This window comes from Pectobacterium hainanensis (assembly GCF_046237015.1).
Taxonomy (GTDB): domain Bacteria; phylum Pseudomonadota; class Gammaproteobacteria; order Enterobacterales; family Enterobacteriaceae; genus JBJYIN01.
On record NZ_JBJYIN010000015.1, the window covers coordinates 1 to 24,856 of the forward strand.

24 protein-coding genes and 1 tRNA gene are annotated in these 24,856 nt (G+C 47.4%); 17 read left to right on the forward strand and 8 right to left on the reverse strand.

Annotated elements, in window-relative coordinates; translation table 11 throughout:
- Positions 1-112 precede the first annotated feature (112 nt).
- From ACKPVM_RS14930 to ACKPVM_RS14945, 4 genes are all read left to right on the forward strand, one after another.
- A complete protein-coding gene (locus ACKPVM_RS14930; RefSeq protein WP_409310208.1) occupies positions 113-667 on the forward strand; it encodes a recombinase family protein in 555 nt (184 codons plus the stop codon).
- A 93-nt stretch (positions 668-760) separates the two neighbouring features.
- A complete protein-coding gene (locus tag ACKPVM_RS14935; protein ID WP_409310210.1) occupies positions 761-1,483 on the forward strand; it encodes a hypothetical protein in 723 nt (240 codons plus the stop codon).
- Positions 1,455-2,003: a baseplate complex protein gene (locus ACKPVM_RS14940; RefSeq protein WP_409310212.1), complete on the forward strand. Its 549-nt coding sequence runs from the start codon at positions 1,455-1,457 to the stop codon at positions 2,001-2,003. The genes ACKPVM_RS14935 and ACKPVM_RS14940 overlap by 29 nt, the downstream gene beginning before the upstream one ends.
- Positions 2,000-3,655, forward strand: a complete 1,656-nt coding sequence (locus tag ACKPVM_RS14945; RefSeq protein WP_409310214.1) for a hypothetical protein — start codon at positions 2,000-2,002, stop codon at positions 3,653-3,655. Before ACKPVM_RS14940 ends, ACKPVM_RS14945 begins: the two co-directional genes overlap by 4 nt.
- Positions 3,656-4,495: 840 nt before the next feature.
- On the opposite strand, the gene ACKPVM_RS14950 is transcribed toward ACKPVM_RS14945, so the two are convergent.
- A tRNA-Ile gene (locus tag ACKPVM_RS14950) sits at positions 4,496-4,571 on the reverse strand.
- A gap of 142 nt (positions 4,572-4,713) precedes the next feature.
- On the opposite strand from ACKPVM_RS14950, the gene mug reads away from it, so the two are divergent.
- A complete protein-coding gene (gene mug / locus ACKPVM_RS14955) occupies positions 4,714-5,214 on the forward strand; it encodes a G/U mismatch-specific DNA glycosylase (RefSeq protein ID WP_409310216.1) in 501 nt (166 codons plus the stop codon).
- A gap of 86 nt (positions 5,215-5,300) precedes the next feature.
- On the opposite strand, the gene rpoD is transcribed toward mug, so the two are convergent.
- The 3 genes from rpoD to rpsU form a co-directional block, all read right to left on the reverse strand.
- A complete protein-coding gene (gene rpoD, locus ACKPVM_RS14960) occupies positions 5,301-7,136 on the reverse strand; it encodes an RNA polymerase sigma factor RpoD (protein ID WP_409310218.1) in 1,836 nt (611 codons plus the stop codon).
- Between the two features lie 155 nt (positions 7,137-7,291).
- The gene (gene dnaG, locus ACKPVM_RS14965; RefSeq protein ID WP_409310220.1) at positions 7,292-9,043 is read right to left on the reverse strand and encodes a DNA primase; all 1,752 of its coding nucleotides are present in this window, start codon (positions 9,041-9,043) and stop codon (positions 7,292-7,294) included.
- 138 nt (positions 9,044-9,181) lie between these two features.
- Positions 9,182-9,397 (reverse strand): 30S ribosomal protein S21, encoded by a 216-nt coding sequence (gene rpsU, locus ACKPVM_RS14970; protein WP_001144069.1) that lies wholly within the window; start codon positions 9,395-9,397, stop codon positions 9,182-9,184.
- A gap of 232 nt (positions 9,398-9,629) precedes the next feature.
- Between rpsU and tsaD the strand changes: the two genes are divergently transcribed.
- The gene (tsaD, locus tag ACKPVM_RS14975; RefSeq protein WP_409310221.1) at positions 9,630-10,643 is read left to right on the forward strand and encodes a tRNA (adenosine(37)-N6)-threonylcarbamoyltransferase complex transferase subunit TsaD; all 1,014 of its coding nucleotides are present in this window, start codon (positions 9,630-9,632) and stop codon (positions 10,641-10,643) included.
- Positions 10,644-10,733: 90 nt separating this feature from the next.
- Here tsaD and argR read toward each other — a convergent pair whose 3' ends face one another.
- Complete coding sequence (gene argR, locus ACKPVM_RS14980; RefSeq protein ID WP_409310222.1) at positions 10,734-11,204, reverse strand: transcriptional regulator ArgR; 471 nt, start codon at positions 11,202-11,204, stop codon at positions 10,734-10,736.
- 463 nt (positions 11,205-11,667) lie between these two features.
- Between argR and mdh the strand changes: the two genes are divergently transcribed.
- The gene (mdh, locus tag ACKPVM_RS14985) at positions 11,668-12,606 is read left to right on the forward strand and encodes a malate dehydrogenase (protein ID WP_409310224.1); all 939 of its coding nucleotides are present in this window, start codon (positions 11,668-11,670) and stop codon (positions 12,604-12,606) included.
- Between the two features lie 114 nt (positions 12,607-12,720).
- Here the strand turns inward: mdh and ACKPVM_RS14990 are convergent, their stop codons facing one another.
- A complete protein-coding gene (locus tag ACKPVM_RS14990) occupies positions 12,721-13,389 on the reverse strand; it encodes a GntR family transcriptional regulator (protein WP_409310226.1) in 669 nt (222 codons plus the stop codon).
- A 521-nt stretch (positions 13,390-13,910) separates the two neighbouring features.
- On the opposite strand from ACKPVM_RS14990, the gene ACKPVM_RS14995 reads away from it, so the two are divergent.
- The 5 genes from ACKPVM_RS14995 (at position 13,911) to ACKPVM_RS15015 (ending at position 20,152) form a co-directional block, all read left to right on the forward strand.
- A complete protein-coding gene (locus ACKPVM_RS14995) occupies positions 13,911-14,804 on the forward strand; it encodes a fumarate hydratase (RefSeq protein ID WP_409310228.1) in 894 nt (297 codons plus the stop codon).
- A gap of 2 nt (positions 14,805-14,806) precedes the next feature.
- Positions 14,807-15,400: a FumA C-terminus/TtdB family hydratase beta subunit gene (locus tag ACKPVM_RS15000; RefSeq protein WP_409310230.1), complete on the forward strand. Its 594-nt coding sequence runs from the start codon at positions 14,807-14,809 to the stop codon at positions 15,398-15,400.
- Positions 15,401-15,730: 330 nt separating this feature from the next.
- On the forward strand, positions 15,731-16,921 hold the full coding sequence (locus ACKPVM_RS15005; protein WP_409310231.1) for a mandelate racemase/muconate lactonizing enzyme family protein: 1,191 nt from the start codon (positions 15,731-15,733) through the stop codon (positions 16,919-16,921).
- Between the two features lie 406 nt (positions 16,922-17,327).
- On the forward strand, positions 17,328-18,722 hold the full coding sequence (gene dcuC / locus ACKPVM_RS15010) for a C4-dicarboxylate transporter DcuC (protein WP_409310233.1): 1,395 nt from the start codon (positions 17,328-17,330) through the stop codon (positions 18,720-18,722).
- Positions 18,723-18,814: 92 nt separating this feature from the next.
- Positions 18,815-20,152: an MmgE/PrpD family protein gene (locus tag ACKPVM_RS15015; RefSeq protein WP_409310235.1), complete on the forward strand. Its 1,338-nt coding sequence runs from the start codon at positions 18,815-18,817 to the stop codon at positions 20,150-20,152.
- A gap of 231 nt (positions 20,153-20,383) precedes the next feature.
- On the opposite strand, the gene ACKPVM_RS15020 is transcribed toward ACKPVM_RS15015, so the two are convergent.
- On the reverse strand, positions 20,384-20,647 hold the full coding sequence (locus ACKPVM_RS15020) for a helix-turn-helix domain-containing protein (protein ID WP_409310236.1): 264 nt from the start codon (positions 20,645-20,647) through the stop codon (positions 20,384-20,386).
- A gap of 187 nt (positions 20,648-20,834) precedes the next feature.
- On the opposite strand from ACKPVM_RS15020, the gene ACKPVM_RS15025 reads away from it, so the two are divergent.
- Together ACKPVM_RS15025 and ACKPVM_RS15030 are read left to right on the forward strand one after the other, a co-directional pair.
- Complete coding sequence (locus ACKPVM_RS15025) at positions 20,835-21,215, forward strand: DNA-binding protein (protein WP_409310238.1); 381 nt, start codon at positions 20,835-20,837, stop codon at positions 21,213-21,215.
- A gap of 259 nt (positions 21,216-21,474) precedes the next feature.
- Positions 21,475-21,846 (forward strand): DNA-binding protein, encoded by a 372-nt coding sequence (locus tag ACKPVM_RS15030; RefSeq protein WP_409310240.1) that lies wholly within the window; start codon positions 21,475-21,477, stop codon positions 21,844-21,846.
- A gap of 33 nt (positions 21,847-21,879) precedes the next feature.
- Here ACKPVM_RS15030 and ispB read toward each other — a convergent pair whose 3' ends face one another.
- Complete coding sequence (ispB, locus tag ACKPVM_RS15035; protein WP_409310241.1) at positions 21,880-22,851, reverse strand: octaprenyl diphosphate synthase; 972 nt, start codon at positions 22,849-22,851, stop codon at positions 21,880-21,882.
- Positions 22,852-23,112: 261 nt separating this feature from the next.
- Between ispB and rplU the strand changes: the two genes are divergently transcribed.
- The 3 genes from rplU to ACKPVM_RS15050 all read left to right on the forward strand — a co-directional run bounded on the left by rplU (position 23,113) and on the right by ACKPVM_RS15050 (position 24,753).
- Entirely contained in the window at positions 23,113-23,424 is a 312-nt protein-coding gene (gene rplU, locus ACKPVM_RS15040; protein ID WP_009114476.1) for a 50S ribosomal protein L21, read from the forward strand.
- Positions 23,425-23,443: 19 nt separating this feature from the next.
- A complete protein-coding gene (gene rpmA / locus ACKPVM_RS15045; protein WP_109491399.1) occupies positions 23,444-23,701 on the forward strand; it encodes a 50S ribosomal protein L27 in 258 nt (85 codons plus the stop codon).
- Positions 23,702-23,793: 92 nt separating this feature from the next.
- Positions 23,794-24,753, forward strand: coding sequence for a DMT family transporter (locus ACKPVM_RS15050; RefSeq protein WP_409310243.1), 960 nt, complete (start codon positions 23,794-23,796; stop codon positions 24,751-24,753).
- Positions 24,754-24,856: the final 103 nt, after the last annotated feature.

Genomic DNA, 24,856 nt, shown 5'->3' on the forward strand with positions numbered 1-24,856 from the left:
TGTGCAAACGCTAGTGAACCGATCTTCCCGACATCTGCAAAACCGAGGTTTTCTGTTGCTCCTTATTCTTTTCTTTGTGGCAGTATCGTTGCCTTTTTGCCGGAGATAACTTGTGCAAATTGGCTATATTCGAGTATCAACAAATGACCAAAACACCGATCTACAAAGAAATGCGCTAGTAAGTGCAAATTGTGAACAGATTTTTGAAGATAAAATGAGCGGAACGAAAGCCAGACGTCCAGGGCTAAAGCGGGCTCTAAAAGTGTTGAGAGCGGGCGATACTCTGGTTGTTTGGAAACTGGATCGGTTGGGGCGTTCCATGCGTAATCTTGTGCTGCTAATAGATGAACTTCGACAACGAGGAATACATTTCCGTAGTCTTACCGATAGCATTGATACAAATACCCCAATGGGAAGATTCGTATTTCATATTATGTCGGCGCTGGCTGAAATGGAACGTGAACTGATAGTTGAACGAACGTTGGCGGGATTGGCTGCGGCAAGAGAAAAAGGCCGAATAGGCGGGCGTCCTTCCGTGCTAACGTTAGAGGACAAAAGCGTTATCACTAAATTATTAGCTGATGGACACACTCGAGCGCAGATATCAATTATCTATGATGTCGGTATATCAACGCTTTATAAGTATTTTCCTGCCAGCAGGCAGTAATCTATTTTTATGTGTAAAATGATTTTGTTTAATTTGCGGCCGGGAGTGCCGCATTGATAAAGGGAAATGATCAACTGACAGGGAGGTATATCTATGTGGCGAGATGCAATCATCCGCTTCCCATCTGAAATAAGCGCAATCAACTGCGCCATAGTGCCAGTGCATCCGTGGATCTATGGCGTTGGTCAGAAAACAGCAACCGGCAATTATCTCAGTCCTGCTAACGCGGTAGCATATTTGGCCAGCCGATTGCAGGCTACATCCGGCGAAACCGCCGTTACCGTTTTTATGATTAGCTGCATGGCGCAGGCAGATTTTGTGCAGCAATTGGAACGGCTGACCGGCGTTTTTCCTGCACCTGCTTTTACGCAAGTTGCCCGGATGGCGAAAGCGGCGTCAGAGCTGGACAGGGTAAAAATGCAGTTGCCCGCCAAAAGCCAGGCGCTGCCCGCTGCGGTGCCGCTGTCCGTGTCAACCAGCCGCCAGGCGCTGAACGCACAGCGGATCGCTGAAGCACAGACAAAAGCGGCTGTACCGGCCAGTACTGACAGCATCAAAAGCCAGTTGGCCAGCTTTACCGCCGAACGCAGTAATGCGCTGGCAAAAATCAGCCAGGGCTTAAGCGAATTACAGCAGGCTAGCGCCCGCGCCTGGGTATTTACAGGAAAAGGACAAGGCGGCGTGATCGCCGCTGAAATGGTGAAAAATATCCCGCAACCGTCAGCGATTTATACCGTCGCCATGATGTTTGTGGGCGATTCACTCAATGCACTGGAAGGCATGATCCATGAGCCAAATTATCACGCTCGCCCTTGATGGCGAGGCTATACCTCTACGTAGTCTGACTGTTACCCCGTCTATGCAGTTTCAGGAGCAAGACCAGTCCGGCCAGACGTCCAGCACATCGAACGCAGAGCAGGGTATCAAGCCCAAAGAACTGCGCGTATCGGGCATCATCCCATTTACCGAGGCGAAAGTATTAACGCGGTTGTGGGCGTTGGCCGAGGCAAAAGAGGGCGGCAAACTAAAACGCTATCGAGTAGCCAATCACACGGCGCAGGCTATCAATTTTCGTCTTGCCACGTTCACCGGTTCGATTGACGCGCCAAAGCAAGACGGTAAACAAGCGTGGCTGGTGACGTTTACGTTGCGTGAGCACGTCAGCGTGGCAGAAAAACGGGATACCCGCGCCGGAAGTAAAACAACGGCACAAAAGCAAACGCCAGGTGTGAAGGGGAGCGGTAGTTCAGCGACTGAGAATGAAGAGCAATTAAGCTGGTTTGAACGTACTGTTCTGAAACCGGTCAATGATTCGTTAGGGGGTAGCGAAGGATGAAACCCGTTAAACGATTGATGCTATCCGGTGACGCGGTTCACCTGGTCGGCGTTAATATGGTACTGGAGTTGAATGCCTGCGGGCGCGGCTTTATTACGGCAGAAACCGACACGGATTACACCGGCAAGGTGGTGAGGCTGGATGTGGGTTACTCCGATTTTGTGTTGCGCTGGTTTACAGGATACGTTGAGCGATCGCAACCGGCAGAGAACGGCTATCAGCGGCTGTTTGTGCGTGAACTGGCGGGCATATTCGAACGGATGTGGCCATGCTCGTTTCAACATCCTACGCTAAAACAGCTTGCTGCCTGGCTGGAAGAAAATAGCGGGCTAACGATACATCTGCCGGATGCGCCGTATGTGACGACGCCGATCCCGCATTTCACCCACAGCGGCACCGGCTATCAGTTGCTGGCTAATATTGGTGCCGCGTTTAGTATTGACGATTATGTCTGGCAACCGTTGCCGGACGGCGGGCTATACGTGGGGAACTGGGCGCACTCGATGTTTGCCAACAAGCCCGTTGATATTCCCGCCGAATTCAGCAAGAGCCAGGCGGCAGGCTATAGCATGACCTTGCCAGTGATCCAGTCGGTACGCCCTGGCGTAGTTGTGAATGGCCAGCGCCTGAAATCAGTCAGGCTGGAAAATGACGATATGGTCATTACGTGGGAGCCGGTCAGCGTAGCAACTGGCAAACGTGCAACGACAACCCCCGCGCAACGTCAGATTGATACGGCGTACCCTGAGTTATCGGCTGGGCTGCATCTGCCGAAATTCGCCCGCGTGGAAGCGCCCGCCGAATCAGTCACAAGCGGCGATATTGCCGATCCGTTCCGTCCACGTTATGCCGTGGATGTGCAACTATTGGACGCTGACGGCAATCCGGCCAAAGACACGCCCATTTACCCCGCTGTGCCGCTGCCGGTGCCAATGGCAGGCGGTGAATCGGGTATGTTTCAGTTTCCGCCTGCGGGTACGCTGGTAGAAATCGGGTTTACCGAGGGACGCCCTGATAAGCCCTTTGTGCGGCAGACGCTGGCGCAGGGGCATAGCCTGCCGGATGTGAAGCCAGGCGAACAGCTACAACAGCAACGGACGGAAGTGTCGCAGCGCGTGACGGTGGCGGGCGACTGGGTGCGGCAGACTGACCAGACAATCAGTGAATCATCAATGCGTCGTGTGGTGACCGCAGACGACGAGCAACGCACTACCGTGACCAGGAAAACCACGATCCAGGCCACGGACGAAACCCGCGTATTAGGTTCTGCCACATTGTTGGCCGGGGCGATAGTGCAGATAGCAGAGGGGGATTACAGCCTGGCAACGCAGGCGGGCTATGTGGCTAGCGTTGGTAAATCGGCATCGATAGATATTGGTCAGAGCATGATGGAGAAAATTGGGCAAATCCGCAGCAGCATAGCCGGAGCGCGGCAGGATATTATTGCCCCAGTGGTATGGGTGGGTAGCCAGCAGATTAACGTGATGCAACTGATGTTGGACACACTGGACGTGGTAAAAGAGCTGGCTAAGCAGACAGCAAGCCATACTCATAGCAATACCGGCGCACCGTTGAACGCATCGGCTATCGTTGAAACCAGCACACAAGCCGGTGAGTTACAAGAGAAGTACAGCCCGGTGATTGGTGCCTAATGATTATTGATCGGCGTAACCGATCAATAATGAATAATCGATCTGTATAAACGTTTATAAAATAGACGCTCCCAATGTCATTATGTGGTTGGATTTCAAACAATAATGATGACACCAGGGAAAACCAAGCCCGCCATGTGCGGGCTTTTTCATGTCTACAGAAAACCGACCTGATAGCCATACGCTAAAACGTCCTCAAACGCTCCATACCAGACGCATTCCGTCAATACGTGCATGTCATGCCATTTAACCCGATAGCCGCACCACGTTGCGCAGGCGCAACAAGCACACGCACAAAATGAACAACCACATGACAAAATCGGCGCTACACCGCACCCGCCTGCGGTTTTCGGATCACAGAAATTTTTCAGTTTTATTTTTCTACAAACGGGGGCGCCAGCCCGCGCCGCTGCTGGGGTTCTGGTGCAAGTCTCAAACTGAAAAGATTGAAAGGAATTTCAGTGTTTTTCAGTTTTGAGGATCTGGAAAGGATCGAAGGGAAAATATAACTGACAGATAAATAAGGTTTTTATTGTGATTTTGTCGAGTAAAAGGATCTAATTAAGAAATTTCAATTGTTATGAAGATTGAATAAAAATAATTATAAAACAGTATGTTAGATGAATGTTATTGAGTTTATGTAACTGAAAAAAAATCATAGTGATGAGCCGTTGCACCGCCATTTTTTCGGTGTTTCTTCATCTGGTTTTGCGCTGAGCGATAATGGGCTATTCGAGGATGGAATAAATATGCTGAGACACTTTTGCGACATTGACATTTAGATACTAAAAAGCCACTCGGTTAAAAGTGGCTTAATTATATGATTTTAAAGATAAAATTTGGTGGCCCCTGTTGGGTTTGAACCAACGACCAATCGATTATGAGTCGACTGCTCTAACCACTGAGCTAAGGGGCCGAACGGGGCATGATTATACGGTAATGTTCGGGGCAAGGTCTATAGTTGTTCAGTTGGATGGCTGTTTTCTACTCAGGATAGCTTGTTGTTATTATTGTTAGATTTTACGATCGCAATGATAAGCATAATATTAAGAGGATGCATGATTAATGATATTCTGGCACCGGACCTGCAAGTCGTTTTCTGCGGCATTAATCCTGGGCTATCGACAGCTCATCATGGTTATCATTTTGCCAACCCGAACAATCGTTTCTGGAAAGTTATCCATCAATCTGGATTTACCGAACGTTTGCTTACGCCTGAGGAAGAACAGCATCTGCTGGATACCGGATGCGGCATCACCATGCTGGTGGAGCGTCCAACGGTTGAAGCCGCCGAACTGGGAAGAGACGAGTTGCTGCAAGGCGGGAACGCAATTGTTGAGAAGATGGAGCGCTATCAGCCGCGTGCGCTGGCCGTGTTGGGGAAACAGGCGTTCAGTCAGGCGTTTGGTATCAAGAAGATTTCATGGGGGCGTCAAGAACGATGTATTGGCGAGACCCAGGTTTGGGTACTGCCAAATCCTAGTGGGTTGAACCGTGCGACGCTCGAGTCACTGGTGGCATCCTATCAAGCGCTGTATCAGGCATTACATCATGGGTAAATGCAGACAGAATGTTCTGCTGACAGGTAAAAAAATAACCCCGGCGAACCGGGGCTATCGAGTGTGTGGATTAGCGGAGGGATGAATTAATCATCCAGGAAGCTACGCAGCACTTCGGAACGGCTAGGGTGGCGCAGTTTACGCAGCGCTTTCGCTTCGATCTGACGAATACGTTCACGTGTAACGTCAAACTGTTTGCCCACTTCTTCCAGCGTATGGTCGGTGTTCATATCGATACCGAAACGCATGCGCAGGACTTTCGCTTCACGTGCGGTCAGGCCAGCCAATACGTCGTGTGTCGCAGAACGCAGACTTTCCGATGTCGCGGAATCCAGCGGCAGCTCCAGCGTCGTATCTTCGATGAAATCGCCCAGATGTGAATCTTCATCATCACCAATCGGGGTTTCCATTGAAATCGGCTCTTTCGCGATCTTCAGCACTTTACGGATCTTGTCTTCTGGCATCAGCATACGTTCAGCCAGTTCTTCCGGCGTCGGCTCGCGACCCATTTCCTGCAACATCTGACGAGAGATACGGTTCAGTTTGTTGATCGTCTCAATCATGTGTACCGGAATACGAATGGTGCGCGCCTGATCGGCGATAGAACGGGTGATCGCCTGACGGATCCACCAGGTCGCATAGGTCGAGAATTTGTAACCACGGCGATATTCAAACTTATCTACCGCTTTCATCAGACCGATGTTGCCTTCCTGAATCAGGTCGAGGAACTGCAAACCACGGTTGGTGTATTTCTTCGCGATAGAAATAACCAGACGCAGGTTGGCTTCCACCATTTCTTTCTTAGCGCGACGTGCTTTCGCTTCACCAATCGACATACGACGGTTGATGTCTTTAACCTGCTCGATCGTCAGACCGGTTTCTTCTTCAATCTGGTGTAATTTCTGCAAGCTGCGCTTAACGTCATCTGCTACGTCATGCAATTTTTCAGACCATGGCTTGGCCATAGCAATCGCGGCGGCAAACCAAGTTTCATTCGTTTCATTGCCAGAGAACAGGGTGACGAAATTTTTCTTCGGCATTTTGCACTGTTCAACGCAGAGTTTCATGATCAGTCGTTCCTGGGTGCGGACACGATCCATCATGGAACGCATGCTGTTAACCAGAAAATCAAACTGTTTAGGCACTAAGCGGAACTGCTTAAACACTTCTGAAAGGTTCAGAATTTCCTGTGCGGCTTTGGCATGATTACGACCATGAGCTTTAATCACCTGACGGGTGGTTTCATATTGCTCACGCAATTCAGTAAATTTCTCACGCGCCAGTTCAGGATCGATGCTGTTGTCGTCTTCTTCTTCCTCGTCATCCTCTTCCTCGTCGTCATCGTCCATTTCTTCGCTTGAAAGCTCGGAGCCAACGTGAGTTGCGGTAGGGGCAATATCCTCTTCCGCATTAGGATCGACAAAGCCAGTGATCAGGTCAGACAGGCGGCTTTCACCAGCCTCAACACGATCATATTGCTCCAGCAGATAGGTAATTGCTTCAGGATATTCTGCAACAGAACACTGAACCTGGTTGATACCGTCTTCAATGCGTTTGGCGATATCGATCTCGCCTTCACGCGTCAACAGTTCAACGGTACCCATTTCGCGCATGTACATGCGAACCGGATCGGTTGTTCGACCAATTTCCGATTCAACGCTGGATAACACTTGAGCAGCAGCCTCTGCCGCATCTTCATCTGCGTCATTGGTATTTTCTGCCAGTAACAGATCATCTGCATCCGGTGCTTCTTCCATCACCTGGATGCCCATGTCATTAATCATCTGGATGATGTCTTCGATCTGGTCGGAGTCGATGATATCTTCCGGCAGATGGTCATTGACCTCAGCATAGGTCAGGTAGCCTTGCTCCTTACCACGGGTGACAAGTAGCTTTAGCTGTGACTGCGGGTTTTGCTCCATAAGACGGTATCCACACTTCAGAGTATTTGGGTTGGTGTCGGTCGGCGTAATTCGCCAACAATAGCATTAGGGGTATTTTTCTTATCGCCGCAGCCCCTGTAGCGGCTCTTTGCAGAGTTCAACTCTGCTATTTATCGGCAATTAAGCCTCGGTAATCAGTTTTTTCTGGTTAAAGCCAGTTGCAATGACCAAAGTTCTTGCTTTTCTTTGGTGCTAAGCCCATGCGTTTTCTCACGGGCAATCAATGTTTCCTGACGTTGCTTCAGCAACTGATCGTAGAGTTCCGCCAGACTTATCCTGAACTTGTCGTCCAGCTCGTCCTCTTCGATCATATGGTTCCAGGAAGCCATCGTTTCAAGCGGCTTCTGGTATTTGCTATCCCTGTATTTCTCAAGCAACAATCCCATGCTCATGCCAGGGCTTGCGTTACAGGTTTTAACTAAATCCTGAAACAGGGACAGACCCGCCACTTTGCTTTCCTCTAAACCTTCTAATGCAAGTTCAGGTACTTCCGCTGAAAGCCTGGGGTTCTGTACTAAAAGTCCTATAAGTATACGCATAGTTGTGACTTTTAGCTGCGGTGGCTGATAAGGCTGAGCCAACTCAGCCACTTTGGGCAAATATTTATTCAGGCTATCGCTTGGAATGCCTAATTTGTTGCCCAACTGCTGACGTAAATACTGTCGCAGCGTTTCCCCCTGAATTTGATCGATCAGCGGTAATGCCAGCGTACTGAGTTTGGTTCGACCATCGGGTGAACTCATGTCTACCTGCTGCTGTAACGTCTCAAAAAGAAACTGCGACAGCGGCAACGCCTGTTCCATCCGTTGTTCAAAAGCCACTTTGCCTTCTTTACGAACCAGCGTATCGGGATCTTCACCATCCGGCAGGAACATAAAGCGTAGCTGAAAACCGTCATTCAAATAGGGTAGCGCGGTTTCCAATGCGCGCCAGGCTGCTTCTCGCCCAGCCCGGTCACCGTCGTAACAACAGACGACGTGGTCGGTCGCACGAAAGAGTAACTGAATGTGATCGGCCGTAGTGGATGTCCCCAGCGACGCAACCGCATAATCAATCCCAAATTGTGCCAACGCAACCACATCCATATAGCCTTCAACCACTAACAAGCGTTTCAGCTCAGCATGGTTTTGCTGTGCTTCATACAGGCCATAAAGCTGGCGGCCTTTATGAAAAATCTCTGTTTCGGGGGAGTTCAGGTATTTCGGCGTACCGTCACCTAATACTCGTCCCCCAAATGCAATCACCCGTCCGCGTTTATCGCGGATAGGAAACATAACGCGTTCTCGAAAACGATCGTAGGTACGTCCCTGATCGTTAGTCACCAACATACCGGCATCGTTCAACGTACTGCGATCGTCACTGTTGCGACCAAATCGTTTTAGCGCGTTGTCCCAGCCAGCAGGCGCGAAGCCAATAGCAAAATGACGAATAACCTCAGCACTAAGCCCTCGTCGTTGCAAGTATTGCATCGCTTGGGTACCCACTGATTGACTTAATGCTTGCTGATAGAATGCGCTTAGCTGTTCCATCAAGGCATACAAGCTTTGCCGTTGATGACGCTCTAACTGGGTGGGGCCTGTACCGGTTTCATACGGTATTTCAAGGCCATGCATCGTGGCTAATTCTTCAATACTTTCAACGAATTCAAGACGATCATAATTCATTAAAAAATCGACGGCATTACCATGTGCGCCACAGCCAAAGCAGTGGTAAAACTGTTTATCACCATTGACGGTGAAAGAAGGAGTTTTTTCGTGGTGGAACGGACAACACGCATGGTAGTTTTTGCCCTGCTTTTTTAGTTTGACTCGTGCGTCAATGAGATCGACGATGTCGGTGCGTGCCAGCAGGTCATTAATAAATACGCGTGGAATTCGTCCAGCCATAAGCCCCTGTTTCTTAAACTTATAAACGATAGCTTATAAACGACAACAAGCCGCGCATTCCTTCCGGAAAGCACGGCCTTCGTATGCAACTGCTAAGTCTGCGGATTAATCACGCGGTGGAGGAAACCCTCCTGAAAATTAATACAGACGAGTGCGGCGTGCGTTTTCTCGAGCCAATTTCTTCGCGTGACGTTTTACTGCAGAAGCTTTAGCGCGTTTGCGTTCGGTCGTTGGTTTTTCATAAAACTCACGACGACGAACTTCAGCCAAAACACCTGCTTTTTCGCAGGAACGCTTGAAGCGACGCAGAGCTACGTCGAACGGCTCGTTTTCACGTACTTTAATTACCGGCATGTGCCTCTCACCTCAATAAATTCGGTTTGCCGCTGGCCTTGTGCCAGCCTTTTCAAAATGGTGCGGAATTCTACTGCAAACGCGATACCTTTGTAAAGCATCGTGGTGATCATAAAACGCTCAGCCTTCGTCAGCGCAGAAAACAGGGGGCTTATGGTAGACTATCTGGAGCATGAAGCAAGCTGCATTCGTCGGGAGCTTGTAGCGTAATGAAAAGTAGGAACAAACAGTAATGCGCGTATTGGGTATCGAAACATCCTGTGATGAGACTGGGGTCGCCATCTATGACACTCAGGCCGGTTTACTTGCCAACCAACTCTACAGTCAGGTGAAGCTGCACGCCGATTATGGCGGGGTGGTGCCTGAACTTGCATCCCGTGATCATGTGCGTAAAACCGTACCATTGATTCAGGCTGCGCTGCTAGAGGCCGGGTTGAAAGCCAGTGATATTGACGGTGTGGCGTATACTGCCGGACCAGGACTGGTTGGCGCGCTACTGGTTGGTGCGACAGTGGGGCGAGCGTTAGCTTTTGCGTGGGACGTGCCAGCCATACCTGTGCATCATATGGAAGGGCACCTGCTGGCTCCCATGCTGGAAGACAATCCGCCTGAGTTCCCTTTTGTCGCCCTGCTGGTTTCGGGGGGCCATACACAGTTGATTAGCGTAACGGGTATTGGCGAATATCGGCTGCTTGGTGAATCCATTGATGATGCCGCAGGGGAAGCGTTTGATAAAACCGCAAAGCTGTTGGGGTTGGATTATCCCGGCGGGCCGATGTTATCGAAAATGGCGTTGGCTGGTGATGCGACACGATTTACGTTTCCTCGCCCGATGACGGACAGACCAGGGTTGGATTTCAGCTTTTCCGGCCTGAAGACGTTTGCGGCCAATACGATCCGTAATAGTGGTGATGATGACCAGACGCGCGCTGATATTGCCCGTGCTTTTGAGGATGCGGTTGTTGATACGCTGTCAATCAAGTGCCGCAGGGCGCTGGATGAAACCGGCTTCAAACGTCTGGTTATGGCTGGTGGGGTGAGTGCCAACCGCACGTTACGTCAGCGGTTAGGCGAGATGATGGTAAAACGAGGTGGCGCGGTATTTTATGCTCGCCCTGAGTTTTGTACTGACAATGGGGCGATGATTGCTTATGCAGGGACGGTTCGTTTGCGGCATGGGCAACGCCATGATCTCAGCGTTTCTGTGCGTCCTCGCTGGCCATTGGCCGAGTTACCCGCGCTCTAATTAATGCGCTCCAGTCATTTTTTACTGGAGCGTTTCCTTCTTTTTAACAGAATTTCAGAGCGCTATCGCGGTTTCCCATGATGAGGTGCTTTACAATTCTTGCTCGAATAAGACCAGAATGGCTTCGTAGAGTTGCTTAACGCTGAAGCCTCTGGCTGGGGTGGTGAAGATGGTGTCATCGCCAGCAATGGTGCCAAGAATGCCTTCTGATTTTCCCAGGGAGTCGAGCAAACGAGCAATTAACTGTGCGGCTCCGGGGCTAGTATGGATCACGACGACAGCGTCGTTGTAATCAACATCCAGAACCAAATTTTTCAATGGGCTGGTCGTGGTAGGAACGCCCAGCTCTGCTGGCAGACAGTATACCATCTCCATTTTGGCATTACGTGTACGAACGGCGCCAAACTTGGTTAGCATGCGTGAGACTTTGGACTGGTTGATATTTTCGAAGCCATCGTCTTGTAAAGCCTGCACGATCTCACTTTGAGAACTGAATTTCTCTTCCTTTAGCAGCGCTTTGAACGCTTTAACTAAATCTTCTTGTTTTGTCGGGTTTCGCATTCTGCACCAGGTTAGCATTGTGGTTAGTTTTGTTATTATGCAGATAAGTGAATTTTTATGCAATGAAAATGCCTATAACCTCATCTGCTGGTATTGCCTGTCATTTTTCTGACGAAATCCAAAACACATTGTGTCAGCCGTCTGAGAAATGCGTCATTCATCACATAAAAGTGAATCAAATGTTATCAAAATGATGTTGTTTGAGCGTCATTGATTGGTGTAATGTGGCTGGTCTGTTAACTGAATGCTGTGTGCATTGAAGGGGTAGCGTCAGTGCTCATTAACTTTACTTACCTTTCAAACGCATGGCTGTTTTTGATTTATTATTAGGGACATAGTGATTTTTTTGTCTCTTACAGCACATGCGGAATGAATACGTGTGCAAAGATTTTCTTTTCCCGCTTTGTTTATAACTAAATGAATTCACGGCACTTTTTTATTTTACGATAATAAGGAGTTTAGGATGAAAGTTGCAGTTCTCGGTGCGGCAGGTGGTATTGGTCAAGCCCTCGCACTCCTCCTCAAAACCCAGCTTCCTTCAGGTTCAGAATTATCGCTTTATGACATCGCGCCGGTAACGCCGGGTGTTGCTGTTGATCTGAGCCATATTCCTACAGCAGTGAAAATCAAGGGATATAGTGGCGAAGATGCCAAACCTGCGCTCGCGGGCGCTGATATTGTTCTTATCTCTGCCGGCGTTGCACGTAAGCCTGGCATGGATCGTTCCGATTTGTTCAATGTTAATGCCGGTATTGTGCGTAACCTCGTTGAACAAATTGCCAGTACGTGTCCTAAAGCCTGCATCGGTATCATCACCAACCCGGTAAATACAACGGTCGCTATCGCTGCCGAAGTGCTAAAGAAAGCCGGCGTTTATGATAAAAACAAACTGTTTGGCGTCACTACGTTGGATATTATCCGTTCCAATACGTTTGTTGCCGAATTGAAAGGTAAGCAGCCGCAGGAGATTAACGTCCCTGTTATCGGTGGTCACTCCGGCGTGACGATTTTACCTTTGTTATCACAAATTCCTGGTGTGAGTTTTAGTGAACAGGAAGTTACCGACCTGACCAAGCGCATTCAAAACGCAGGTACCGAAGTTGTGGAAGCGAAAGCAGGCGGCGGATCGGCTACGCTGTCTATGGGTCAGGCCGCGGCTCGTTTTGGTCTGTCTCTGGTTCGTGCTCTGCAAGGGGAGAGCGGCGTGGTTGAGTGTGCTTATGTTGAAAGTGATGGCAAACATGCCCGTTTCTTTGCGCAACCTGTCCTGCTAGGTAAAGACGGCATTATTGAGCGTAAAGCGATAGGTACGCTGAGTGCCTTCGAACAGAAGGCTTTGGAAAATATGCTGGATACGCTGAATCAGGATATTGCGTTGGGCGAATCGTTTATCAATAACTGATAACGTTTGGCACGATGTGTCCTAATTAGCAAAAAGCCGGAAGTGAAAACTTCCGGCTTTGCTTTATGGTCGTTTGTGATGGTCTACAGCGAAAAAATGCTACGACTGCGAAGACTATACCTGCATATTTATCGCCATCTGGGCAAAGTAAGTCTGCAACTTATCGTATGAACGTGTCTTATGCTGAAGCATCAGCTTGGCTATTTCCTCTCCCTTCTTTTCTCTGAGCAACTGAATCATTTCCTGGTGCTCTGCGAGAGAGAGGGCCACGACCTCGGGAAACAGATCAAAAATTGTTTTTGTACGACGTTCGTTACGCAATAGCTCGCTGAGGATCTTGACCAGATAGACATTGTCGCTGGCATCAACAATCAACTGGTGAAATTCGCGGTTTATCGTTGAATACTCGGAATAGTTCTGCGCCTCAGCCATCTCGAGCGATTGCTGATGCAGGGTTTCTAATGCATCAATCAATTCGGGCGTCGCATTTTCGGCAGCTAATCGGGCTGCCAACGGCTCTAATGTCTTACGGATCTCCAGCATATCCTGCATTTCCTTGATGGATAGCCGCTTAACGCGAGATCCTTTATGTGGGCTCATTTCTATCAGATCTTCTGCGGCGAGTTCCTTGAGCGCTTCACGCACGGGGATATCGCTGCTGTCATAAGAAAGTGCTAACTGATGAATAATAAGGCGCTCATCGGCCTTTATCTCACCGGATAGGATCTTATGTTTCAAATCGTAGTAGATAAGCTTGGCCTTTGTTTTGGTGATAATTTTCATAAGAACCTAGATGGATAAAAAGCAACCGCTAATGCGACTTATGGGTGTTCACTTATCAATGTTGACGATAGGCTGATGCAAAAACGCCTTAGTTTCTCCGAGAAACATGGAAAGTTCTCACCTTACCTACTGGATAACCCGTTCAGATGAAAATCGTTTTCCAAACTTTCTTCAACCACGGTTTATGCCTCATCTGAGCATCATTCACCAGCAACGCTAATTTATCAGTATTTAAGTGCATTGGACATATCTGTCACGAATACCTAGAAAACTATCCTTGTTTAACAAATGGTTATCATTCGATTGGTGACTTATCGTTAGCGGCTTCATATGCCTAGCCTTCTGTTTTTTTCAATCAGTCAGTAAGAGAAACCGATTTTTCTTTCCCCATAGTCTTAATTTTCATAGGGAGATCTGGATCTCTTTTTCATGACCTTCTTTTGATATTATATATAATATATTTTGTGAGTGAATAGTGAACGATGTCGTTTTGAGTTAACGTTATAAATAAGGATAACTATATGAAAAAAATAGAGATAACTTATGAGGAGGTTTATGAACTCTTACATAAGGCATGTACAACAATTTCTCCTGACGCGCTGTATTTGTTAAATCAGGCCGCAGCTAAAGAGAGTAACGCCGGGGCAAAAGTCTTTCTGGAAACCATGATTCGGAACGTGGCATTGGCTGGGAAAGAAGATAAGCCAGTCTGTCAGTCACCGGGGTATCCCACCGTCTGGATCCGCTTTGGCGAAGCATTCGATATGAACGATCTACTGAGCTTCTTACCCAAAGCACTGACGCAGGCCACATTGCAAGGGCTGATTCGCCCTAGCATCGTACACCCGCTCACGCGTCATAATCCTGGCGATAGTTCGGGGAAAGGTGTTCCTAATATCGAATTGCAGCATGTTCCGGGGCAGGAGTTTGTTGAAATCATCCTGAGCGCCAAGGGATGCGGCGCGGAATTAGGTAACGTTTCTAAAATTCTGACGCCTGCAACGCTGGGTAAAGATTTTAGCGGCCTGAAAAAATTGGTTTTGGATACGGTGATTAACGCCGGGGGTTTCCCTTGTCCGCCATCCGCTATCGGTATTGGCTTGGGGGGGCAGATGGATGTCAGCGCCAAATTGAGTCGTGAAGCAATCAGTACGCGTAATTGGATGGATCGCAACCCCGATCCTTTACTGGATAAATTAGAGCAAGAACTCCTGGAAGATATCAATGCATTGGGGATTGGGCCAGCGGGCGTTGGCGGGAATACGACAACGTTGGCGCTGAAAATAGCCTATGCCGCGACACATACGGCTATTTGCCCGGTAACCATTAACTTCCATTGTTGGGTCGCGCGTCGTTTCGGGATCCGTATCTATCCAGATGGACATCGTGAAACGCTTTTTCAGGTGGAGGCATAAAAATGACCGTACATGAGCTGACTTTACCTATTAATGATGCAGATGTAGAAAAATTGAACATCGGTGACACGGTCTATTTAAGTGGCATCGTGTGTACTGCTCGTGATATGGCCCATTTACAGATGCGTGAGCTTGTACAAAATGGAGAACCTCTCCCTGAAAATCTGGAAGGGGGCGCTATCTTTCATGCTGGTCCGATTATGCTTAAAGATGCTCAGGATCATTGGAAATTACATGTTATTGGTCCAACAACATCCATTCGTATGGAGCCTCATGCTGATTTTGTCGGACAACTAGGCGTCAAATTGATTATTGGTAAAGGCGGAATGAGCGCGGGTAGTCAGGCGGCCTTCAAAAAGTATAAGCAGGCTTATCTTCAGGCTGCGCCAGGTTGTGCCGTTGTTCTCGCTGTCGGTGTAAAAGAAGTAAAAAATGTGCACTGGTTTGAAAATGGTATGCCAGAAGCGATGTGGGTAATGAAAACGGATCATTTTGGACCGTTCGTTGTCACCATGGATTGTAAAGAAAATAGTCGCTATGACAGCATCAAACAACATGCGCGTGATGTTGTGGAGAAAATAATCGAGGGAAAATGATATTTCTTACGATCATATTTCAGTTAGCGCATTTTATTATACCCAACGCGTTAGTTTAAATAATCGCTGAGTTGAAGTGTCTGACTGTTATTTGATGCTAAGGGATAGTCATTTTTCTGGTTATTGATTCTTATTAATTGCAATCAGTGATTATCGGTTTTTTATTATAACGTATCTTTATTATTAACGTTACCTCATGAATGGAACGAAAAGCCAGAGCGACTGTATGTCAGGAATTAAGTTTTAGTTCTCGGGGTAACCTTATTGAAAATAAAAGTGAATTCTGTGTCGAATAAAGTATTTATCCTTACTTAACCTGGAGAATAAAAGATGAAAATCGTCAGCGTAGATATTATTGATGTGAAAAACCCATTGCAATCGGCTGTTGCTAAATGGCGACCTATCGTTGTTCGTATTAATACCGATGAAGGGATCTCTGGTTTTGGGGAAGTCGGTATGGCTTATGGTGTTGGCGCATCAGCCGGTTTTGGTATGGCGAAAGATCTTGCGTCTATCATCATCGGTATGGACCCGATGCAGAGTGAAAAAATCTGGGACAAAATGCAGAAGAAAACATTCTGGGGACAAGGTGGCGGGACCGTCGTATCCGCAGGTATGAGCGCGATCGATATTGCATTATGGGATATTAAGGGGAAAGCGCTGAATGTTCCCTGCTATCAACTTTTAGGCGGAAAATGCCGAGATACGCTACGCACTTATGCCAGCCAATTGCAATTTGGTTGGGGGGATGCGTCAAAGAAAGAAATTCTGACTACGCCAGCACAATATGCGGCGGCGGCGGAAAAAGCGCTGGCTGATGGTTATGATGCCATCAAGGTCGATGTGAATGAAATCGATGAGCAGGGTGGACTGAAAAAACGCAATTTATATGGCGTGTTTGCCGATCGTGATTTGATGGTCGGGTACAAGCGTTTGAAAGCTATCCGTGAGGCCGTCGGTGATGCGGTTGATATTATTGTTGAAGCTCATGCGCTGACGGATACGGCATCGGCTATCCGGTTTGGTCGGATGATCGAAGAGTTCCGTATTTCTGCGTATGAAGAACCGACAATGTCGCTGAATGCCGGGCAGTTAAAAGAAGTGAAGCAAAACGTCAATATTCCGATTGCTGCCGGGGAACGCGTATATACCCGTTGGGGATTCCGCCCATTCTTTGAAGAACATATTATTGATTTAATTCAGCCTGATTTGGGTACGTGCGGCGGGCTTAGTGAAGCGAAGAAAATTTGTGATATGGGTCATATTTATGACACCACATGTCAGATTCACGTTTGCGGTGGCCCAATTATGACGGCGGCGTCTTTGCAATTGGAATGTGCCATTCCTAATTTCGCGATCCATGAACTGCATCGTTACGCTTTGCTGGAAGGAAATCGGAATACTTGTAAATATGATTATCTTCCAAAGAACGGTCAATATGAAATTCCTGATTTGCCTGGTATTGGTCAGGAATTAACAGAACAATCAATTATGGAGTCACCGAAAGAAACGGTGAAATAAATTAATAACCTGATTAAAACATTTTTTTATCATAGTAGGGAAAGATGAAATATCTATACTCTAAATAATTCAGGTTGCAGAAGAATAGCAAGTAAAGGAATCCTAACGCATTTACTCAGGTAAGTGATTTAGGCAACTGAACGCTGCTAATAGATATGCAATTTAATGTATGACGAGTATAAAGCAGAATAAATTATTTTTGTGAAGCATACTGTGTTTCATGTATTGTCTTGCACCTGAAATTTGAGTTTGCGATAGAATAAAAATACTTTCTGTACCTAAGAGAGAACACTCGAATATCAGGAATAATAATCACCTGTATTTATTATGCTCCCTATTGACGTTCAATGATTTCCACAAGGCAAATGAGTAATACATTGCATTTGCCTTTCGTGAGGATAGAACCATGGGATTAACAATATCGTTAGTCGTAATCGCCTGGGTTGCCTGGATGATTGCAAAAAAAGGTTATGCAACGGCAATCCTATTAATAGCAGGTGTCACACTGCTAAGTATGTCTGTATTACTTAACCTTGGGCCGGGTTTGGTACTTAAAAAATCGAGTGGAAGCTCATTTTTTGATATTTTCCTCGTCGTTCAAAATATTATGTCATCGAATTTGGGCGGGCTGGGATTATCAATTATGGCGATGGGGGGCTTTTCCCGGTATATGGATACGCTCCATGCCGGACAGGCGCTTTATGCCGTGGTGGGTGGGCCGCTGAAATACATTAAGTCGCCTTATACTCTGGCTTGTATGGGATTTATTATTTCCCAGATTGTCGGTATGGCGATCCCCAGCGCATCGGGGTTGGCTCTGATGTTAATGGTGACGCTGTATCCCGTCATGATTCGTGCAGGGGTTTCCCGGTTAACGGCGGTCGCGATTATCGGTTCAAGTCGCTTTTTTGACTTAGGGCCAGGCTCGGCTAACTGTCTGTTGGCTGCTAAAACAGCCGGTATTGAATGGGCTGAATATTTTCTGAGTTGGCAGTTAAAAATCTATTTCCCTCTACTGCTTGTTATGTTGGTTTCACACTATTTTGTCCAACGTTATTGGGATCGTCGGGAAGGTCCGGATCCGGAAGAGCAGGCATTGCGCGAGCAGTTTATTAAGGAGCAAACAGACAGTGAGGTAAAAGTACCTAAACTCTACGCCTTGCTTCCAATTATTCCGCTTGCCATCTTGCTCCTTTTCAATCCGGTTGTACTGGGTCAAGTGGGGATCAATATCAAGGTTGATGTGCCTTCCGCCATTGTGTTGAGTACCTTTATTGCCATGGTCTTTGAATTCATCCGTTCCCGTAAAGGATTCGAAGTATTGGCGGGGATGAAATCCTTCTTCGAAGGGCTGGGAAAACAACTCACCGTTGTGGTCGCTTTGATCGTTGCAGGTCAGGTTTTTGGTGAGGGTTTGATTGCCATCGGGGCCGTAAATTCACTGATTGTCGGCGTGGAAAGCATGGGCATGGGTGCCGGATTTATGGTTGTCGTGATGAGTCTGGTGATCGGTGTTGTGGCGTTTCTCATGGGATCGGGCAATGCGCCTTTCTTCTCATTTGCTGCATTGATCCCGGCGTTGGCCGCAAAATTCGGTGTGCATTCCGCAGCGATGTTACTGCCGTTGCAAACCATGACTGGATTTGGACGTACTTTGTCGCCGGTCACGGGGGCGATTGTCGCCGTTGCGGGGATTGCAGGCGTGTCGCCTTTCCAGATTGTGAAACGAAATGCGATACAGCTGATCTTGTGCGTTCTCGTCAACTTTATCCTGACGTTTGTCGTTGTCCTGCCATCTTAAGCAACAGGAAATCCGATATGTTCTCTGATTTTTCACCCATAAACTGACATCAGTTTTTCGTCAGGGAACATATCCATCAAGAGGTCATAGGAATGGATAATATTCAAAGATATTTGGCTGATTTCATTGCGAATTGTGATTACGCCCAGATCGATGACAAGTTTATTCTGGATATCAAATACCGGGTGATTGATTGGTTGGGGTGTGCGGCGATTGGCATCCATTACCCTCAATCAGAAATAGCTCGACAATATTTTGTATCACTTAAAGGGGCAGAAGAGGCCACAATGCTTGGTGCATGCGGAAAATTTCCGGCTGGAAATGCCGCATTGGTTAACGGGATTATTGGGCATGTCTCTGAACTGGATGATGGCCACCGTAAGGCTATCGGCCATCCGGGGTCTGTGACATTACCTGTTGCCCTGGCGTTAGGTGAACAACTGAATATCAGCGGTAAAGCGTTTCTGAAAGCACTGATCGTTGGCTACGATCTTTTTGCTAGGTTGGGGCAAGCTGTCAATCCTTCGCATTATAAAACGTGGCATACAACGGGAACGTGTGGTGCCTTTGCCGCCACGGCAACGGCTGCATCCTTGATGGGTTTAACCTCGCAACAAACGTGTCATGCTTTGGGAATCGTAGCCACACTGGCCAGCGGCATTCAGGAGTCGTTTGGTACGCATGCTAAAGCATTAACAATTGGGAATGCCTGCCAGAATGCTATCTATGCCGCTACGCTGGCGAAACGAGGGTATACCGGTCCTGCTACGGCTCTGACGGGAAAAAAAGGTTTTATTCAGTCAACCAGCACTGGAGCGAATCTTGACACGTTGCTTGCACCGAGTGAGGCGACCTTACTTTCGGATACGGCGTTTTATAAGATCTACGCGTCCTGTGGTCATACGAACTCACCGTTGGATGCCATGTTTGCATTGCTGAAACAACACCCTTTGGACAGTGAGAAAATTAAGTCAATCATCGTTGAAACCTATGGTGTTTCAGTGGATCTGACGAAAGATCTGAAAACACAGAATGAAGATGTGGCCAAATTTTCCTTACCTTATTGTCTGGCTATTGCCATTCTGTTTGGTGCCGTTTCTCTTCAGCAATTTCGTCCAGAAGTTCTTCATGATCCACGTGTTAATTCTCTGGCTGCCAAGATTCAGGTTATTGAGTCGCCGGAAGCTACCGCTCGTTTTCCAAAACGTCAGGCGAAAGTGACCGTGCTGTTGGAAGAGGGGACACAATATGAATCGCAAGTTATGGATGCAACGGATGTTGTGGATTTTTCATTGCTTGAGAAAAAGTTTGGAGAAGCGACTGTAAACGTTGATCCGAAGGAAACCGAAAATATTTTGCACTATCTACGGCAAATGGATAGTCAGCCTGACATAAAGCCGCTGATCCGTTACCTCGACTTATTAGGCTAGCAGACGTTAGCATTGTGAGCTGGCGATAGCTATTTTATACCCGTCATCATTCAAGTTTCATGACAAAACGTTAGCGTTTTGAATAACGCGCTGAAGTATGGCGGGATGTGGATTCTGTTTTTATTGAAGGCTTGACAATAATAACCCAGCGGCATTAGCCGTCTGGGTTTCTTATATTTTGATGCACCAAATAATGTTGGGTCAGCGAATGAGCTGACGACCACGTTTTAATTAATTGGGGCGGATGAGTTTTTTTCTATCAATAAGCTGGTTGGTTTCCGGATCATAATATCGACTGGGCCAAATTTCCGATGGATGAATGCCTAACTCATCGGCAATGAGCCATTCCCCCTTGGGCCAGGGCCGCGACAATGCATTAGCGAGCGTTGATGAGCTTAATCCAGCAGCACGTGATACCGCAGCCAGCGTAGTACCTTTCTTGCGCAGAGCAGCAATGATATCAGCGGGATGCCAGTCATGTTTCCTTAAAGTCATAATCCTTCCCTTATTTGCTATAAGACGACTGTGTATTAGTGGTATAAATAACGGATGTTAGTTATATGCCAAGCTAACGTGATACTATTATTTGGAAATAATATAGCATTAAATTTCTAAAAAATTCTCAATTAATTTCCAAATAGATTGGTTTTTGTTAGGAGTGGCACTATCAGGATGAAAGGTGATGAAAAAAGAGTGGTTTGCGACCAGCGAACTGGTTGGTGTTGGCGGCCTTCCGAAATCGAGACAAGGACTGAATAAGCGAGCGCGTGAAGATGGATGGGAGAAGCGTCGCCGCAGAGGGGTTCAGGGAAGAGGGGTGGAATATTCCATTCACAGCTTGCCGGATTCTGTCAAAAAAACCTTATTATTTGAAGATGAGTCGCCACCCTATGCGGTCAAGCAACCCGCTGAATTGGCTGTCTGGATGCAGATATATTCCCAATTGACTGAACGGGAACGTAATGAGCTCATTGCCTATATTCTACGTGTCGGCGTATCTGCTACGCTGAACCAATTGGGTATATCCTCAGCAGAGGATGCTCCTGAATCTCACGATATTTAAGCCTGAATTTGCCATCTGGTCCGTGCCTTACCAGATGGCAATAATCCGATTATTCTCTCTTTTTTTTCTGCTTCTCGATTGCTCCCATCTGCTTTTTTTACTGCCTATTCTCTGGTTTTTTGTGAGGTGTTGCTCGCCTTTAGTGGTACTAATAACGCGAGAGAGTTAGATGTTTAGGTAATTATAGTCTATTATATGGAAACTTTTTGGGGCCGTATCTCTGATACTGCCGCACCTAACAAACAAGGGAGTGATAAGTATGGACAAAGAGTGGTTTGCAACGAGTGAGTTGGTGGGGATCGGTGGATTGCCTAAATCACCTCAGGGGCTAAACAAACGTGCCCGTGATGATGGTTGGGAGAAACGGCGGCGTAAAGGTGTTCAAGGTCGAGGTGTTGAGTATTCCATCCGTAGCCTACCGCATGCGGTAAGACACTCTCTGATGATGGAGGAGAGCATGTCGCCAGAATATCGGGTAGAACGCGGTCCGGAGTTATTGGCTTCATGGATACACATCTTTAATCAATTATCCGAGGGCGAACAATCTCAACTGATTAATTTCATTTTGCGCGAAGGAACGAAAACCATGCTGTCTCGTCTGGATGATGTAACGGATGACCAGACAGCATAGTTGATGGCGTTTGCGGTGCCGTGAGTATTGGGATCAAAAATCGCGTTGCACCGCCAAATGGGCAAGACCTTCCAGTGCGGTACGAAAAGGGGTTTCTGGGAGATGACGTAATGCACTAATGGCTTTATCAGCCTCTTCTTCTGCACGTCGACGGGTGTAATCGAGCGAGCCACACTGCTGCATTGCGGTGAGAACCGGGTCCAGTAAATGACGTCCGTTACCTTCTTCTATCGCCTGACGGATCATGGCGCTTTGTTCGGCGTTGCCATGGTGCATGGCATGTAACAGAGGCAACGTCGGTTTACCTTCATTAAGGTCATCACCCGTGTTTTTGCCCAGCGTTTTGCCGTCAGCGTTGTAGTCTAATAGATCATCAATGAGCTGGAACGCGGTGCCTAAATAGCGACCATAATCTTGTAGCGCAGTTTCCTGCTCAGGTGTCGCTCCAGCGAGGATGGCCGAGGATTGGGCTGCAGCTTCAAACAGGCGTGCTGTTTTACTGTAAATGACCCGCATGTAGCTTTCTTCTGTGATATCGGGATCGTTGCAGTTCATTAATTGCAACACTTCGCCTTCTGCGATCACGTTCACGGCTTCTGACATGAGCGCCAGTACGCGTAATGATTCCAGGCTGGTCATCATTTGAAAAGCTCGGGTATAGATGAAGTCACCGACTAATACGCTGGCTGCATTACCGAAAGCGGCGTTTGCTGTGGCCTTGCCACGGCGCATATCGGATTCATCGACCACGTCATCGTGTAGCAATGTTGCGGTATGAATAAATTCGATCAGTGCCGCAACCGTAATGTGCTTGTTACCTTCATAGACCAGCGCTCTGGCGGCAAGTACGGCAATCATGGGGCGAATGCGTTTGCCCCCACCACTGATAATGTAATGACCAAGCTGGTTAATAAGAACGACATCCGAGTTCAATTGTTCAAGAATGGCTTCATTAACCGCTTTCATGTCCTGCGCGGTTAGCGCTGTAATTTGTTCTAGATTCATTGTATGTGCCAGCTATTTTCTTCAACATTACCGTAAGATTATTGCTACATAATCGGCATAGTATGGAACGTGTTGAGTCGATTGTACTTGAAAAGTAAAAGAGATAAACGGCAGTTGATACGTTGTATTCTTTTTCTTCACATCCTTTGATTATAGGCTTGTCATCGTCAGGTTTTTTGCGTAGAATTCGCGCCCTATTGTGAATATTTATAGTGCGCTCTGGATAATCATACGTTGAGTGCGCGGAAAGCGGAGTTTTTTATGTACGCAGTTTTCCAAAGTGGTGGTAAACAACACCGAGTAAGCGAAGGGCAAACCGTTCGCTTGGAAAAGCTGGACATCGCAACTGGTGAAGCTATTGAGTTTGATCAGGTTCTGATGGTTGCCAATGGTGAAGAAATCAAAATCGGCGTTCCTTTCGTCGATGGCGGTAAGATCAAAGCTGAAGTTGTTGCTCATGGTCGTGGCGAGAAAGTTAAGATTGTTAAGTTCCGTCGCCGTAAACACTACCGTAAGCAAGCAGGCCATCGTCAGTGGTTCACTGACGTGAAAATCACCGGCATCAGCGCTTAAGATTTAGGAGAGCGGATTAATGGCACACAAGAAAGCTGGCGGTTCAACTCGTAACGGCCGTGACTCAGAAAGTAAACGCCTGGGCGTAAAACGTTTTGGTGGCGAAGCTGTATTAGCGGGTAGCATCATTGTTCGTCAACGTGGTACGAAGTTCCATGCTGGTAGCAATGTTGGCTGCGGGAAAGACCACACTCTGTTCGCTTTAGCTGACGGTAAAGTTCAGTTTGAAGTAAAAGGCCCGAAAAACCGTAAATACATCAGTATCGTTGCTGAATAATATTTCGCGTTAGGTCTTGCAGATTCAAGCCCCGCAATTCGTTGCGGGGCTTTTTACATTTCTGATTCTGTGGCAACCAATCTGAGAAAAGCATGAATACTAAACAACAGACAGGTATTGGCCTTTGTCTGGCGCTACTCACCGCAATATGTTGGGGTGCTTTACCGATAGCGATGAAGCAGGTTTTGGCCGTCATGGAACCTTATACTATTGTTTGGTACCGTTTCTTTATTGCGTCGATCGGTTTGGGGTTAGTGCTTTTCTCGCGAAAAAATCTCCCCCCATTGCGTATTTTTCGACGCCGTCGGTGGTGGGTTTTGTTGCTGATAGCAACCTGTGGTCTGCTGGGTAACTTTGTTTTTTTCAGTTCCTCGTTGCAGTACCTGAGCCCAACAGCCTCTCAGGTTATTGGGCAACTTTCTCCCGTGGGGATGATGTTTGCCAGCGTCTTTATTTTGAAAGAAAAGATGCGGCCAACTCAGATCATTGGGGCGATTACGTTGATCTGTGGGTTGCTGTTATTTTTTAACGCCAGCCTGATAGAGATTTTCACGCGGCTAACCGATTATACCCTGGGTGTTCTGCTGGGGATGTGCGCGGCGGCGGTATGGGTTTCCTATGGCGTGGCGCAGAAGGTACTTTTACGTCGTTTGACATCGGCGCAGATCTTATTTTTACTTTATGTGCTCTGCGTATTGTGCATTACCCCCTTTGCCGATCCTGAGACTATTTTTCAACTGAGTGGCTGGCAGTTTATCTGCCTGTTATTTTGCGGTGCCAATACTTTGGTTGGCTATGGTGCGCTGGCGGAAGCGATGGCTCGTTGGCAAGCGGCTCAGGTTAGCGCGGTGATTACCCTCACTCCATTGTTTACACTGTTCTTTTCCGATCTTCTTGCGTTAATTTGGCCCAACTTTTTTGCGGCTCCGGTACTTAATTGGATTGGATATTCAGGCGCTTTGGTGGTTGTGGCTGGCGCGATGTTTTCAGCGATTGGACACCGATTTTTCCCCGGTCGGAAACAACAACCACCCATTGTTGTGCCGAAATAAGCGGAGAACGTGTGTGTTTAGTGACGTTTTGACATTTCATTCGGGCTGTTTATTTTTAATACAGATGAAAATATTGGGATAAGCGGGTACAATTCGCCCCCTT